The sequence below is a fragment of the Brasilonema angustatum genome (genome assembly GCF_059505445.1).
Genome location: NZ_JCACKO010000022.1, coordinates 48,486 through 63,832 on the forward strand (window position 1 = coordinate 48,486; position 15,347 = coordinate 63,832).

Sequence of the window (15,347 nt, forward strand, 5' to 3'; positions counted from 1 at the left end):
CCCCATTACTAAACCTCAGTACGAAAGTACGAACTAACTCCCAGTTTATAAGGCTACTATCATTATGCGAGTTTCTTCTGCGGCAATTTTTACTCTAGTGACTTTGGCAGCTGGCAATGCTAATCAGCAAGCATTTGCTGCACCCTCTAATACTTCTGAGCAAGCTGAAAAACCTGATAACGTAGTGGTGCCAGTGACCGAAGAAGCGCCAGCTAAGATAGAAACGATCGCACCCCCAGAGACAGTAGTTATTGGACAATTCTCTCAGAAATCTGGCAGCGTGCAAAGTAGTACTGGTGGTAAACCGGTGGTGATAACTACTGAAAAGGAGGACCAGACAAAGGAAATAACTTTTTCATCTCCCTCATCTGGCTCATCTCCAGCTAGTGGTAATGGTGATAAAGTCACTGCTACACAAGTGAACATAGTCGGGGCTAATGAGGAATTGCAGCAGGCGATTCGCAGTGTCATCAACACTCAAGTCGGTGCAAAAACCAGTCAAAGTCAGTTACAAAAAGATGTTAAAGCAATTTTGGAGACTGGTTTATTTACGGATGCTCGTGTTAATAGCCGTTCTACGCCAACTGGCTTAAATGTAGAATACCAAGTACAACCAGTTGTTGTGCGTTCTCTACAACTTTCCGGGGCAAACGTGTTGAGTTATGAAGTCGCCAGGGAACGCTTTCAACCTCAAATAGGAAAAGTTATCAGTCCCAGTGGTCTCAAACAAGTAGTCCAAGATATTAATAAATGGTACGCTGACAAAGGTTATAAAGTTGCAAGAGTTATATCGATTAGACCCAGTGCTGAAGGAATCCTGACTTTGAATGTTGCTGAAGGTGTTGTCAACAATATCAAGTTTCGTTTTGTGAACGAAGAAGGCAAAACAGTTGATAACAAGGGTAAACCAGTCCAAGGACGTACAAAAACAGATTTCTTGCAGCAACAGCTTAAGTTTAAGCCAGGACAAGTTTATCAAGAAAACTTAGTTAAACAAGATTTACAGCAACTTTATAAGACAGGGTTATTTCAGAATGTCAATGTTGCTTTTGAAGGAGATGCGACAAAACTGGATGTCGTTTACGAACTTAAGGAAATAGGGGCGCGTTCTATTAATGTGGGCGGTAATTATAACGCCGATCAAGGGATAGTTGGTACATTAACTTACCGAGATCAAAATGTTGGTGGCGTTAACGATATTTTCGGTTTTAATCTTGAAGTTGGTGCGCGTGACTTTCAATTTGATACTAAATTTACAAGTCCCTACCGGGAAACTAATCCAGACGCCTTTGGTTATAGTGTGAGTGCGTTCCGCAAGCGGGGACTTTCTGAAACTTTTGATGGTGACGTCAAATTTGCAAATGGCGATAGAATCCGGGAAGGTCGAGTTGGGGGTGGTGTTAGCTTGCAGCGCCCGATTGATGGTTGGAATACTTCTTTAGGCTTAAACTATACTCGTGTTAGTCTTCGCGATCGCGATGGTAAAGTGACCCCTACTGATGAAAAGGGAAATCCTCTATCTTTTAGCGGGACTGGTATTGATGACCTGACGACTGTATCCTTAACTGCCACCAAAGACCAGCGAGATAATCCCTTCAATCCAACCAATGGTTCTATTCTTAAACTCAGTGCCGAACAATCCATCCCTCTTGGGGAAGGACAAATTTCTATGAACCGCATAAAGGCAGACTATAGCCAGTTTATGCCCGTAAAGTTATTTGAATCCAAAAAACCACAAGTCTTCGCCTTGAATGTCCAAGCTGGTACAGTCCTTGGTGATTTACCACCTTATGAAAGTTTCAACTTGGGTGGTGTCAATTCAGTACGCGGTTATGGTGAGGGTGATGTTGGTAGTGGTCGCACTTATGTGTTAGCGTCGGCAGAATATCGCTTTCCGATTGTCCAAGCATTGGGAGGAGTTTTCTTTGCTGATTTTGCCTCAGACTTAGGTTCTGGTGAGTCTGTGTTGGGTAACCCTGCAGGAGTTCGTGATAAACCTGGAACTGGTTTCGGTTACGGTGCGGGAGTCCGCTTTGACTCACCTCTAGGCTTAATTAGGGCTGACTTTGGGCTGAATGACCAGGGAGAAAGCCGCGTTCATTTTGGTATTGGTCAGCGCTTTTAAAAGTGGATAATTTGAAGTGATAAGTATACTATAAGGAATAACGAAAGAAAAATAAAACTGTTGCGTGGGTTAAGTATTGAACATGGTTTGATATTCCTCAAAATTCGGGTTAGACTCAGGATTCAAAACCAGAGCTTTTACAGTTCCCGGTTATCTTTAAAAAAAGTAGTACTAATCATATTTACTAATCAGGACTCTCTATGCTAGTTACTAAAACTTTGCAGAGTGGTAAGTACACCATTAACCAGGAAATCGGTCGAGGTGGCTTTGGCATTACGTTCAAAGCAACTCACAATTTCCTCAATCAGGTCGTGGTGATTAAAACTCTCAATGAAAAGCTGCGACAGCATCCTGATTATGTTAAGTTTGAGCGTCAATTTCAAGACGAAGCAAGACGATTAGCTACTTGTATCCATCCGAATATTGTCCGGGTAAGCGACTTTTTTGTCGAAGACAGACTACCCTACATGGTGATGGAATATATTCCTGGTGAAACTTTGGCTGAGGCATATGTCATGCCAGGGATACCTTTGCCAGAGGATAAAGCAATTCATTACATTAGGCAAATAGCAGGTGCATTGCAGGTCGTACACCAAAATGGTTTGCTTCATAGGGATGTGAAACCAGATAACATCATTCTTCGTGAAGGAACGCAAGAGGTAATACTGATCGATTTTGGGATTGCACGGGAATTTCACAATGGCGTCAGGCAAACTCACACGGGTATTGTTTCTGAGGGTTATTCACCAATTGAGCAGTATCTGTCGCAAGCAACCCGTAGTCCTGCAACTGATGTTTATGGTTTAGCAGCAACACTGTATGCCTTATTGACAGCACAAGTGCCTATACCAGCACTTCTGCGCGATCGCGAGCAAATGCCTTCCCCCCGAGACTTACAACCCCATTTGAGTGCTGCTGTCAATCAAGCAATCATTCGTGGTATGGCTACTGACGCTCGCTTTCGTCCGCAAACAGTAGGAGAATGGTTACTGCTATTACCTGACATTCAAAGTGGTGCACAGCAATTACTTGTGACATCAGTAGTGCCAACTATCAATTTATCTAATCAGCCATACCCAGACGTGCCAGATGTGCCAAATGTGCCAAATGTGCCAAATGTGCCACAACAAGTACGATCTGTGAGCACGCCAACCGCACCACCTTCAGGTAATACCATATTCAAGAAAATTATCTCATCACCTAAAGCACTGATAGCAACGGGTATAGCTCTTTTGGGTGTTACAGGTGGTTTTGGTATCACAAGTTTGTTGACTAAAACCCGACCAACCTCATCAGTCCCACAACCACAATCTGTTGTCGAAAAGAATGATCCTAACGAGGCAAAACCTACAGTCATCCTAACACCATCGCCTGTTATTAAAGAAACTAACACTACTACAAAAGAAACTAATACTCAACAGAAAGAAGATAATACTTCCTCGCAAGTGAAATCTGCATCTACTTCAACTTCAACTTCAACACGCCGTCGGCGTCTGCGTCGCGTTTCAACTGACGATACTCCTGATAACAGCAATGTGACAAGAGAATCTTATAGGAGATCCTATAGGAGGAATGTCACAAACGAATCGGACGATAACAGCGATGCGAGCAAAGAATCGCCTCAAACCGACTCAAGAAAATCCCAACGTCGCCGATACCAACAAGACTCACAGCAGGAAGCTTCTGGATCTACTAAAACTGAGCCTAAGACTAGTTCATCACCTTCACTCAGAGAGAGACTACGAGCAATCCGCGAGTCTCGCAATACCTCTTCACAATCTTCAGGAAATAACCGACCATCTTATCATGGTGCGTCTGAATCATCGCAACCAGTTAACCAGTCAAAGAATTCTCCTGTTGTTGTACCAGAACAGCCATCAATTGCGCAACCAAAGCAATTTGATTCTCCTGATATTGTTGTTCCTACACAAGACAAGGCTTTGGATAATTCAGAAACTGGTAATAATTAGCTCATAGGCTGCGGTGCATTCAAAATGCACTGCAAACTTGTGAAACTAGTCTTTTAAGTAGGTCGGTACAAATAAAGTTAACTAGTAAAGGCAGTCATTAGTCATTGGTCATTAGTCATTAGTAAGGGTTTGAGCTGTTTTTACATTTATTAACATAGTTCTGTTTATTTCCACCTATCTACTTATCATTTGTCATCTGTCATTTGTAGTGCTTTGGACAAAGGATACTGGACAAAAATCTATCTTATACCAAGTTGCAATCAAACGTAGCATCTGTCATTGCGTTAGCGTAGCGTGCCCGAAGGGCATACGAAACGAAGTGGAGCGTTCGCGCAGCGTGTCCCCTTGGGACTCAGCAATCTCCCCCAACCACAAATTACTACAACAGAACGCAACTTGGTATTACAAAAAATACCAATTTGCGGAAAACCTGAAAATTGACACGGGAACGCAAATCCAGTCTTGACTAGAATTAAATACGATTTTTTATCTATTCTATAGGACTCATATTTGATTTTTGACGAAGCTAGGTAGACTTTTATCAGTTATCAGTTACCAGTTACCAGTTACCAGTGATCAATTGTTCATATCAAGTTCGGCTAATTAGTTATAATTCCCGAATCTATGCATTAAGCTTAAAAACCCTTCCCCTCTGCCCCTCTGCACCTCTGCCCCCCCTGCGGTCTTAATGATAAGTCTTTAACCGAACACGATATCACTGGTAACTGGTAACTGTTGACTGTTCCCTGTTGCCTGTTAAGCGCCCTAACGAGTAAGTTCATTAATAAAACCGGATTCCTATATGTTAATGTTGCTTTTCTATGTAAACAATGAGCGTTATGCCTTGGAAACTAAGCGAGTTGTAGAAGTAGTGCCTAAGGTAGCACTGAAAACTCTACATCATGGACCTGATTTGATCGCTGGTTTATTTAACTACCGAAATCGTCTTGTACCAGTAATTGATTTATGCCGTTTAATTCAGGGTACTCCTTGTCGTCCTCTATTTAGTAGTCGGATTATCTTGGTGAATTACCAAATTCACAATGATGATTCACCTACGGGAAATAGCTTTGGTTCTCAACCAAAATCGCATATTTTAGGATTGATGGCAGAACGTGTTACCGACACATTCCGCAAGCAAGAAACACAGCATTTTGTTCCAGGAATGAAAGTCGATACTGCTCCTTATTTGGGAGAAATGATTACTGATGGACAAGGAATGATTCAATGCCTTCAGTTAGACTACATTTTGCCAGAACGAGAGCGAATATTCTTGTTACCTGAACAGCAAAGTTATTGACAGGATTTTAATTAATGCTGACATCAAGGGTATTTCCAATATTATCTCCCGCTTCTTTCTGTTTAATGCCATCCCAATCAAGATAGGTGTTTTTGAAGTGGCGGAAGATTTCTTGATAAATTTGGCTCCTGACGCGATCGCCTCGTTTTCCATCTTCCAATTTTATCTCATCCACAAAAAATGTCAGTTCCAATTCAATATAATAGTCAGAGCCATCATGTTTCATTCCTATCATCTTGATTTGCGGTTCTTGCCACTTCTTGCGCGGCGCTTTTAACTTATGTTTCACCCACTTAAGCAAGTCCATGACATCATCATCTAAACGAGTTTCGTCAACTTGAGGATTAGATATTTTTTGAGACAAACGTTGCACCCTTCGCTTTAACAAATTAATCTTTCGCTCCCACTCATCCGAAATGAAGGATTCATCTTCATCCAGCAAATTAGGATCTTTAATCCCAAATCGATACCACTCCCTAATTAACTCAATCAGTCCCTCTTGATTGGTTTCCTCAAAATTAACTACAGTGCGGTTATTATTATTACTATCCTCAATTACTTGGAAACCTATGAGTTCTAAAACACCTTGATATTCCTGTTGAACATTTTCTATTTCTTCTGGCGTCATCCCTCCTTTTTCTACAAACTGCATTGTCACAACTAAAGCTTCAAGGGCTTGTTCAACTTCCTCTAGTTTTAAAATGACCTCTTGTTCAGCTAGTAATCGTAATTTACCAATTTTTTGTTGTTTAATGAGATTAAGGTCACTTTCTTCCGAATTATAGTATTCATCTATCACTTCCAATTTAATATCCATATCCCCGAGAGTATCGGGATGAGCTAACACGATTTCTTCTATGAGTTTATTAGATTCATCAATATTACATTCAGAGGGTATTTCTAGCGAAATCGAGTGATAGTATAAAGAGGTGGGACGGCTCAAATTAGTGATTTTCTGACCTTGTAATAGACTGTTAGGAATATAAACATCACAATGAGTACTAAATATATATAGCTCAGTCACTCTAATACCTATTCGGCGTAGCATTCCGATTGAACCATCTTCAAGCAGCAGGATGTCACCAAATCGAAAAGGAGTATCAATGAGTAAAACAATCCCACTAAAGAAATTAGCCAAAATATCCTGAAGTGCAAAACCAAGCACAAAAGTAGCACCACCTAGCGTTACCCAAATTCCAGTTAAATCAACCCCAAAGGAACTGATAACAACAACTCCACCAAGTGTGAACAGAAGCAAAGGAACAACGCCTGAGAGAATGGGAAGAAGTACGTCATCCCACATCGCTTCGCTTTGTTGAGTGTACTCTTTAAGGTAATAGATGAAAACTTGGGTAAATATTTGGACAGACCAATAAGTAATAACTATAACTATACTTGCTATCAAGATATGTTCTATCACTGGAAGAATGTGAATCTTGGCTAACTTCCAAAAAGTGATTTTTAAGCTGAGGATAGCGAAGATAATTAGGACAGGATAAGTGGAAACTTTTAAGGTAACGATTGCGATGTCCCGTTCAAACTTGCGAAATATGGGGCGCAAGATATAAGAGAAAAATAAATATAACAACCCAGTTCCTAAAGCCGTAATTAGCAAACTTGTTAGGATCAAGCCCCCTGTATTCATTTTATGAAATTGATGCAATAGGTTTTCTAACATATTACTTTCTCCATGAAATCAATCACATTTTTAGCTTATTGCACTACTAGTTTTAAACCTGGAAGCAATCGCTCTAAATTTTTCAATGATTTTCCTTGCCAAGGTATTTTTTTTGAACCTAACACTACCAATTGAACTCCTTTCTTTTTCCGCATTCCAAGAACAAACTTAGATAACATACTAATGCCCGAACTGTTGAGGAATGCTAATTCTTTCACATTTATTGTGATGGTTTTAGGTTCTAAACCAGCCACTTCATTGAGCAAATTAACAATAGGAGCGTAATCTTTGGGACCTCCTAGCGCGATTTGCCCTTTAAAATAAACTGTTGTGGATGCTGGATCGTATTGAACCTGATAGTCATCGCTTTTAACTTCTTGACCTGTCATAGGTTATTCGTACTTTTTTATTCAGTTATCCAAATCATTAATTATAGATAAATTATACAACGACTTGAGCCATTGTAGTCACAGTGATAATTTGTGGATGACTGGGATCAGACTCAAATTTCCAGCCTAATTTTGCTGAATAATCATTGATTATGGTCAGTAAACCTAAGCCAGAGGCTTCACTTTGTTCGTCTTCAGATGTTTTTTCAATCTGCTGAATATATAACTCATAAGTATCAGCAGAGAGTAGTTCCTTAATCAAGGCTTGAAATTTATCAACTTTTTGAGTAGTCATACTGTTCTGAGTAAAAATTACTGCAGTGACTTTCTCAATGTCTTCCAGAAAATGAATTCCAAACTTAACTGGATAATTATTGATTTTTTCGTTAAATTTAATGGCATTTTCTAAAAGTTCGTTGCTGATATAACTCACATTGTTTTTAATTGCTTTAATGCGTAGACGCGAAGCGGCTTGTCGTAAGACATCGCTATCCGGTTCATCAGGTAGAAAAGTCGAAAAATAGTCAGCAACAAAATAAGCTGATAAACGGATATTGCGCCATTGTTGTTTAATTATTTGAGAAGGAGAGGTAAAGCTCAGTTCTAAAGAATTATGTTCTCGGCTTAAGTCCTCAAGAAATTCTCCAAAAACTTGGTTCATGTTTGTCATTTCTTAAAGTTATCTCATTAACGCAATCATTTTTTTTGAGTTTTTACTATTAATAGTAAATTTTATTAGCAGATCATTTGCGACGAAAAAACCCCAACTTTTTCCTTTTATTCACATTCTGCTTAATTTCCTCAAATAGTTCTTCTTCTTCAAACGGTTCTTCCTCCTCAAATGATTCCTGATTTTCAAACATTTGCTTATTTTCAATTTTTTTCTGTTTAATAACTACTAAAGTAATGTCATCAAAAACCTTTTGTGTACCAATAAATTGCTTCACATCATCAACGATCGCTTGCTTAATTTGTTCGGCAGAATCATGCCAGTTTTGACTAATAACTTCGCATAATCGCTCAATTCCATATTGTTTTTTCTCAATATTGTACGCTTCCGGAATTCCATCGGTATAAAGCACAACTCCATCACCCGAATTTAATTCGATCATGGTATGATCAATAAAATCAGTAATTTCCTCATCTAACCCAATCGGGAACCCCAGATTGATTGTGTTAACGCGCTCAATATCACCCCCATTGCGCACTACAATTATTTCTTCATGCTGACCACTGATACTGATTTTGCCTTCTGAATAAGTAAGAACCACTAACGTCAAATTCTTCTCAGAATTCATCCGTCGGACATTTTTATAAATAGTCCGATTGAGCGCATCTAAAAATTTAACTGGATCGAGTTCTCGAATTTCTTTAAGAGTACGGACTGCTGTTTGCGTCATTACCATGACGATGCCACTTTCAAGACCGTGACCAGTGACATCACCGATGGCAATTGTGACGAGACCATCTGTGTACAGAACGTCATAGTAGTCGCCGCCTACTTCGTCGGCTGGTTCCATATAGCCGGCAATTTCTAAACCTTCTATGGCATTTAGTTCTTCGGATGTAGGCAGAATCATCCGTTGCATTTGGCGCAACATCTCCAGTTCTTTACGCATGCGGAGGTTATCAGCCTGGAGGATGGCTTCCGCTTCTTGTCGCTTGAGAAGGTTGGCGTATGCTTTAGAATGGTAGCGGATGCGAGCGATTAGTTCTGCCTTGTCTGGGAGTTTGACTATATAATCGTTGGCTCCTAATGCAAAAGCTTTTGCTTTGATAACCGGTTCTTCTTTACTAGAGAGAACGATCAGCGGAACGTCTTTGGTGGGGGCGTTGTGGGCGCGTAAAAAGCGCACTAAAACCAGTCCATCCATCTCTGGCATCACCAAGTCTTGTAAGATGATCGTTGGCTGACATGACTTAGCGACTTTAAAAGCCAAGGTTGGGTCACTACAGTAATGAAAGGTGATATCTTCTTCTGTGAGTAACATTCGACGAACGGCTTCGCCAATCATTGGTTGATCGTCGATCAGCAGAACTGTAATTGGGTCTTCTGCCACTGGTATAGCCTCCTTGCGAGACGTTTTTTTCAAATCAGGAGTGGGGGGTGTATCTTAATTTAATAAGAAAAGTGAGAAAAATTTGGTGTTAAATAATACTTTATAGACATGCGTATTCTCTTACGCTTGCGTAAACGGTAGGCGTAAGAGTTGCTTAGCACAAGCTTTTGCGATCGCCTCAATCGGTAAAATCTCCACAGCCGCTCCCAACTGGGCTGCTGCTTTTGGCATACCATAAACGACACAAGTAGCTTGATCCTGAGCGATAGTATGCCAACCAACAGAGCGCAAGGATAAGAGTCCTTGTGCCCCATCCCTGCCCATACCAGTCAATAGCACCGCTACTCCCTTTGTTGGCCAGTTTTTAACTAAACTTTCAAAAAAGACGTCCACAGACGGACGGTAAGGATAATCACGCGGTTCCTGAGTGTACTTGAGGCTGAGATTAGATTGCAAAACTAGGTGGTCATTGGTAGCAGCAATCAAGACTTGCCCAACTTCTATATGCGAGCCTGCGATCGCTAGTTTAACTGGCAATGGTGTTTGAGTATTCAACCATTGTGCTAAACCTGGGGTAAATTGTTCATCTACATGCTGCACAATAACGACAGCTGCTGAGAAATTTGCTGGTAACTGAGAAAGGATCACTGCCAACGCTTGGGGACCACCCGTGGAAGAACCAATTGCAATTAGGGGGGGACTTAGCTTTGATTGGTAACCTCTACGCTCTCCAATTCTTTGAGATGACTTGCTGGTTTTGCCAATTAATTTGCCTATCGTAGCGATTTTTTCTAATATCTCTACACCGCCTTGGATTTGCCCGCTCCTACCCAAAACAGGTGTATCTATAGCATCCAGTGCGCCATATCCCATTGCCGTAAAGACTTTGGATGCATTACCGCTGACAGTCGCTGTTACCAAAATAATTGCGCAAGGGGAATTGGTCATAATTTGACGCGTTGCTTCCACCCCATCGATAATTGGTATGAGTAAATCCATCAAAATTAAGTCTGGGGTATCTGCTGCACATTTTGCCACTGCTTGGCTACCATCATGAGCAATCCAAAGTATTTCATAATTTGGGACTTGCGCCAAGACACACCGTAGCGCTTCTATTGCGGTTGGCATATCATTTACAATGGCTATTCTCATAACAAATTCATAAAAGTATTTGCAACTTTATCAGGGATCGCCAATCAAATCAAGAACGGCATTTAACAAACTATTATCATGGAAACTGCTCTTAGTTAAGTAATAATTAGCGCCAACTTCTAAACCACGTATTCTGTCTTCTTGACTGTCTTTGTAAGAAACAATAATCACAGGTAAAGAATTCAAATTCGGATGATTTTTAATATTGCCGACTAGTTCTATCCCATTCATTCTCGGCATATCAATGTCGCTAATAACTAAATCATAAACACCCGTGCGCACAGCATTCCAACCATCCATTCCATCCATACTGACTTCAACTTCATAACCATTATTTTCTAGCAACTGCCGCTCCATTTCGCGCACAGTAATGGAATCATCTACGACAAGAATCCGCTTGTGTTGTCTAGATCCGCTGCTGTCAATTCCTTTGTTAATTTTGCTAATCAAACCGACATTGAGCAATTTGTCAATCGAACGTAGCAAATCTTCAACATCAACAATCAGAACGGGAGAACCATCATCCATCAGTGCGACTGCGCTAATATCTGGTACTTTTCCCAAACTCTTAACTAAAGGTTTGACAACCAAATCCCGCTCACCCAGAAATTTATCGACTACTAAGCCATAACGACTCAGGCGATCGCTGATGATAACGCATGGTAATTCTTCTGAGTTGTCAGCAGAGTTGTTCAATTCCAACACTTCATGAGCCGCCACCAATCCTATGTTTTGCCCATCCAAAACAAAATACTGGCGATTTTCCACAACGGAAATAGAAGAGGGATGAATCATGATAATCCGGTCAATGCGCGTCAGCGGAAAAGCATAAGGTTCTCCTGATATTTCCACCAACAGCGTGCGAATCACAGACAAGGTCAGTGGCAATTGTAAGTGAAAACTTGTTCCCTTCCCTAACTGAGATGCAGCTCGCACAATGCCCCCTACCTCCTGCACCATGCTTTGTACGACATCCAAACCAACACCGCGACCTGAAACCTCGGTAACTGCCTTTGCTGTGGAAAAACCTGGCAGAAATAGAAACTCCATCAATTCGGGTTCGCTTAACTGCTCCGCCATGTCAGCATTAATCATGCCCTTGGTGACAATTTTTTGGCGCAGGCGCTCTAAGTCTATTCCACCACCATCATCGGAAACTGTAATCGATAACATTCCGGCTCGATGAGCAGCTTCCAATCGCACTGTACCTTCAGGAGGTTTCCCCACAGCCTGCCGAGCTTCGGGCGGCTCAAGACCGTGATCAACGGAGTTACGTAAGATATGAGTTAGGGGAGCTTCTAGCTTTTCTAAAATATCGCGATCCACTTGGGTGGATTTGCCGATAATTTCAAATTTGACTTGCTTTCCCAAACGTCTGGCTAAATCCCGCATCATTCGGGGAAACCCCTGAGCGCCATCTACGAAAGGACGCATATTACTGGCAATGACTTCCCGATAAAGACGATCTGAAAGATTCCCAGAACGACGGGCAAATAATTCCAGTTCATTCAGGCGATCAGATAAAATTTGGCGACATTCGTTTGCCTTTGCTCTTGAAGTAGAGAGCGAGTCAGCAGCACGCTCGTTCAGGTTTTCCCCTACCAGGGATTCCTGCAGCTTTTCTAGAAGGTTAGACAGTTCAACTTGGCTTTTCTTGAGCCTTAGCAAAGAAGTAGCAAACGGTTGTAGCCAGTTTGCTTCTACGAGAGTTTCTCCAGCGAGTCCCATAATGCGATTGAGGTTATCCGCACTCACCCGCACCACGCGGTCTACACTCTTTGCATTTTGGATCTCTGCTATTTCCTTGGGAGATTTGGATGTGGTCGTTGGGGGTGGAGTTTTTGGTGATGGTGTAATGGGGGTTTTGGGTGATGAGGTAATGGAAGATGTGGCAGTTGCAGCTAGGGGTTGGGGAGATGAGGCAGTCATTTCTCCCCCCTTCGGGTATGCCTGAGTCTTCGGCACAGCTAGCGCCGAAGGGCGCGCTTCGCTAACGCTGAACGGCACAGCTTCGACAAACGTAGAGCCGGCACGAGGCAGAACCTCCTGGGAACTGCTCGCTGTCTGAGCTGCTCCCCTGCTCTCCTGCTCCCCTACTCCTCTGCTTCCTCTGCTCACGCCAGTCGCCTCAACGGAGGGAACCTCCGCACGGCGCTGGCTCCCCTGCTCCCCTGCTTCCTCTGCTCCCCTGCTTTCCTGCTCCCCTGCTCCCCTGCTCCCCTGCTCCCCTGCTTTCCTGCTTTCCTGCTCTGTTTTCTCTTTGTCTGCTTTTTTCTTTGTCTTCTTGCTGATGTTTGATTTCGGGCTTTCTGGCTTTTTGGTTTCCTGTGTTGGAATAGCAGAGATAGCAGAAACTAGAGTTTCAATTTCTGACAGATGTTGGGTTGACCAGTTTTCTAAATCAGTTTCCGGGACTTGCGCGATGCGTAGGAGCACATCAATGCCTTGGAGGCAATTATCGATTGGCGAGCCGACTAAGGAAACTTTTCCTTCCTTAGCAGCGATTAAGCAATGCTTGATTGCGTCGGAGATTCGGAACGCAGCATCAATTTCGACAATCCGCGCCGCCCCACCAACGCTATGGGCTGCCTGAATCAGGGATTCGATTTGTGCTTTGGTATAGCCTGGATTTGAATTATTTTTGCGCTCTTGTAAACTCGACTTAAATATTGCTGATAAATTTACCACTTCCTGCCGAAATAAATCCAGCATGGTTAAATTTTCGTCATCTTGGGAGATGGAGGGAAAGGCAAAGACGTCCACAGGGGGAGTCGGGGGAGCAGGGAAGGCAGGGGAGGCAGAGGGAGACAAGGAAGTGGGAATTTCTTCCTCATCCTCCTCCTCATCCTCCTCCTCATCCTCCTCCTCATCCTCCTCATCCTCCTCATCCTCCTCCTCCAGCCTACGGCGACCTACGGTCCACTTCGTTAACGCTGCGCTAACATCCGCCGTGTTCTGTTCATTAACCGCGTCGGCGCTTAAGCGCTGAACCGTGTCTTGTGCTTGCTGGTTTGGTGTCAAAATAGCAGAGATGGCTGCTATTAAGCTTTCAATTTCTCCTTGATGAGCGGCTAACCAATTGAGCGCTTCGCTCTCTTTAAGTTGAGAGAGGCGCTCAATCATATCAACTCCTTGCAGTAGCACATCGACTTGGTCACCCGAGTCAATTGTGATTGCTCCTTTTTGTGCAGCTACAAAGCAATCTTCCATAACGTGAGCTATTCTGACTGCGGCATCAAGTTGCACAGTACGAGCAGCACCCTTGATCGAATGAGATGCACGCATCAAACTTTCAAGTTCTTTGCTGGCGTTGGGGTTACCTTCCAACGCTAAGAGATTGTCGTTTATTATTGTTGCCTGGGCTTCCACCTCCATGCGGAATAAATCCAGCATGGAGAAATTGCTCATATCATGATTTGTCATTTGATGATTGGATCTAGGGAACTAGGAAGATCAAGATTCCCACGGAATGGGGATTAGGGGCATGCAATGGAATCGAGAATATTTATCTACTTGCTGCTGACAAACTATTGATCTGCTATATTTTGTATTCTTACTTGACAAATGTGCAGTTTTGCTTGTTCGTCATAAATGTTGTCAAAAATTAGGGGTGTAGGGGTATGAGGGTGTAAGGGTGTAAGGGATAAAATCAGTGGGGGCCTTACCCGGTGCACTGATTGGAGACCACCAAAATCTACGATTTGGTGGGGATCTTACCCAGTTTGGCTCCGGGTGTAGGCTGTACAAAAAATACGATTCTTCTTTTCACGCCAGATACCTACGGAGGGAGACCCTCCTGCAGTACTGGCTCCCCTATACCCCTACACCCCTACACCCCTTCTTGGTCATATAACTTTCTTATTGAGTGCGTAAAATAATAATTCATCATCTAAGTAACTAACCTTTTGATTCTTCCAGTTAAATATTCCTTGTGTATAATTTTCTGGCATTTTGGATAAAGTTGCAGGCACATTTGTTAGTTGCATCGGGTGGATGCGGTGTATACCAGAAATTTCATCAACAGGAAATACCCAACGATTGCCAAATTTCTCCACAACTACCATCCGGTTATAGATGACAGGGCTGATATTCTGCTGATTGTCATCTGCTGTTTCTATTCCCAGGAACTGTTTAAGTGAGACGCAAATCTGGACTTCACCCCGAAGATTCACCAGTCCCAAGAAAATATTGTTGCTGCGATGTGGTAGAATGTGAATTGTAGATGTCGGCATCACTTCTTGAATTAATTGCGCCGATAATGCCAGCCATTCTTGTCCTAGTCTAAAGATGCCCACCGTTATCGTCTCAATTGAAGCTACTCGGTCGGTTGCCTCTACAGATTTTTCTAATTTTTCCTTAGAGAGCAAATCAGTCCACTCATCCACATATGCTTGAGGGACTTCGCGTTCTAATAAACTCCGTCCCATTGAAGAATAAACTGGACAGTTTTGGCAGTGAATATGCTTTTTTAGTTCGGGACAAGAGTGATCGCCCCAAATGCCGATTTGATTCCAGCAATTGTGCACTTTTGAATTGGGAACTTCTTCTACACGCATCCCGGTGCTCCTAGAACTAGACTTTAAAGCGAGAAACTTCTTGGCGTAAGCCAACTGACGCCTCATTCAATTGGGCGATCGCCATGTTAATTCCACGCAGGGAATCAGCGGTTTGAG

At 42.4% G+C, this 15,347-nt stretch carries 10 protein-coding genes; 3 read left to right on the forward strand and 7 right to left on the reverse strand.

Features of this window, described 5'->3' with window-relative positions; all coding sequences use genetic code 11:
• Nucleotides 1-64 precede the first annotated feature (64 nt).
• The 3 genes from AC5JM2_RS05730 (at nucleotide 65) to AC5JM2_RS05740 (ending at nucleotide 5,395) form a co-directional block, all read left to right on the forward strand.
• The gene (locus tag AC5JM2_RS05730) at nucleotides 65-2,125 is read left to right on the forward strand and encodes a BamA/TamA family outer membrane protein (RefSeq protein ID WP_495833945.1); all 2,061 of its coding nucleotides are present in this window, start codon (nucleotides 65-67) and stop codon (nucleotides 2,123-2,125) included.
• A gap of 200 nt (nucleotides 2,126-2,325) precedes the next feature.
• The gene (locus AC5JM2_RS05735; protein ID WP_495833946.1) at nucleotides 2,326-4,095 is read left to right on the forward strand and encodes a serine/threonine protein kinase; all 1,770 of its coding nucleotides are present in this window, start codon (nucleotides 2,326-2,328) and stop codon (nucleotides 4,093-4,095) included.
• Between the two features lie 802 nt (nucleotides 4,096-4,897).
• On the forward strand, nucleotides 4,898-5,395 hold the full coding sequence (locus tag AC5JM2_RS05740; RefSeq protein WP_495833947.1) for a chemotaxis protein CheW: 498 nt from the start codon (nucleotides 4,898-4,900) through the stop codon (nucleotides 5,393-5,395).
• A 7-nt stretch (nucleotides 5,396-5,402) separates the two neighbouring features.
• Here AC5JM2_RS05740 and AC5JM2_RS05745 read toward each other — a convergent pair whose 3' ends face one another.
• The 7 genes from AC5JM2_RS05745 to AC5JM2_RS05775 all read right to left on the reverse strand — a co-directional run bounded on the left by AC5JM2_RS05745 (nucleotide 5,403) and on the right by AC5JM2_RS05775 (nucleotide 15,230).
• Nucleotides 5,403-7,073, reverse strand: a complete 1,671-nt coding sequence (locus AC5JM2_RS05745; RefSeq protein WP_495833948.1) for a mechanosensitive ion channel family protein — start codon at nucleotides 7,071-7,073, stop codon at nucleotides 5,403-5,405.
• Between the two features lie 35 nt (nucleotides 7,074-7,108).
• Nucleotides 7,109-7,462: a slr1659 superfamily regulator gene (locus AC5JM2_RS05750; RefSeq protein ID WP_495833949.1), complete on the reverse strand. Its 354-nt coding sequence runs from the start codon at nucleotides 7,460-7,462 to the stop codon at nucleotides 7,109-7,111.
• Nucleotides 7,463-7,514: 52 nt separating this feature from the next.
• Nucleotides 7,515-8,132 carry a slr1658 family protein gene (locus tag AC5JM2_RS05755; protein WP_495833950.1) on the reverse strand — a complete coding sequence of 206 codons (618 nt, stop codon included), beginning with the start codon at nucleotides 8,130-8,132 and terminating at the stop codon, nucleotides 7,515-7,517.
• Nucleotides 8,133-8,205: 73 nt separating this feature from the next.
• Nucleotides 8,206-9,522, reverse strand: coding sequence for a SpoIIE family protein phosphatase (locus AC5JM2_RS05760; protein ID WP_495833951.1), 1,317 nt, complete (start codon nucleotides 9,520-9,522; stop codon nucleotides 8,206-8,208).
• 120 nt (nucleotides 9,523-9,642) lie between these two features.
• Nucleotides 9,643-10,674 carry a chemotaxis response regulator protein-glutamate methylesterase gene (locus AC5JM2_RS05765; RefSeq protein WP_495833952.1) on the reverse strand — a complete coding sequence of 344 codons (1,032 nt, stop codon included), beginning with the start codon at nucleotides 10,672-10,674 and terminating at the stop codon, nucleotides 9,643-9,645.
• Between the two features lie 30 nt (nucleotides 10,675-10,704).
• Nucleotides 10,705-14,097: a hybrid sensor histidine kinase/response regulator gene (locus AC5JM2_RS05770; protein WP_495833953.1), complete on the reverse strand. Its 3,393-nt coding sequence runs from the start codon at nucleotides 14,095-14,097 to the stop codon at nucleotides 10,705-10,707.
• A 422-nt stretch (nucleotides 14,098-14,519) separates the two neighbouring features.
• Nucleotides 14,520-15,230 carry a chemotaxis protein CheW gene (locus tag AC5JM2_RS05775; RefSeq protein WP_495833954.1) on the reverse strand — a complete coding sequence of 237 codons (711 nt, stop codon included), beginning with the start codon at nucleotides 15,228-15,230 and terminating at the stop codon, nucleotides 14,520-14,522.
• Nucleotides 15,231-15,347 lie beyond the last annotated feature (117 nt).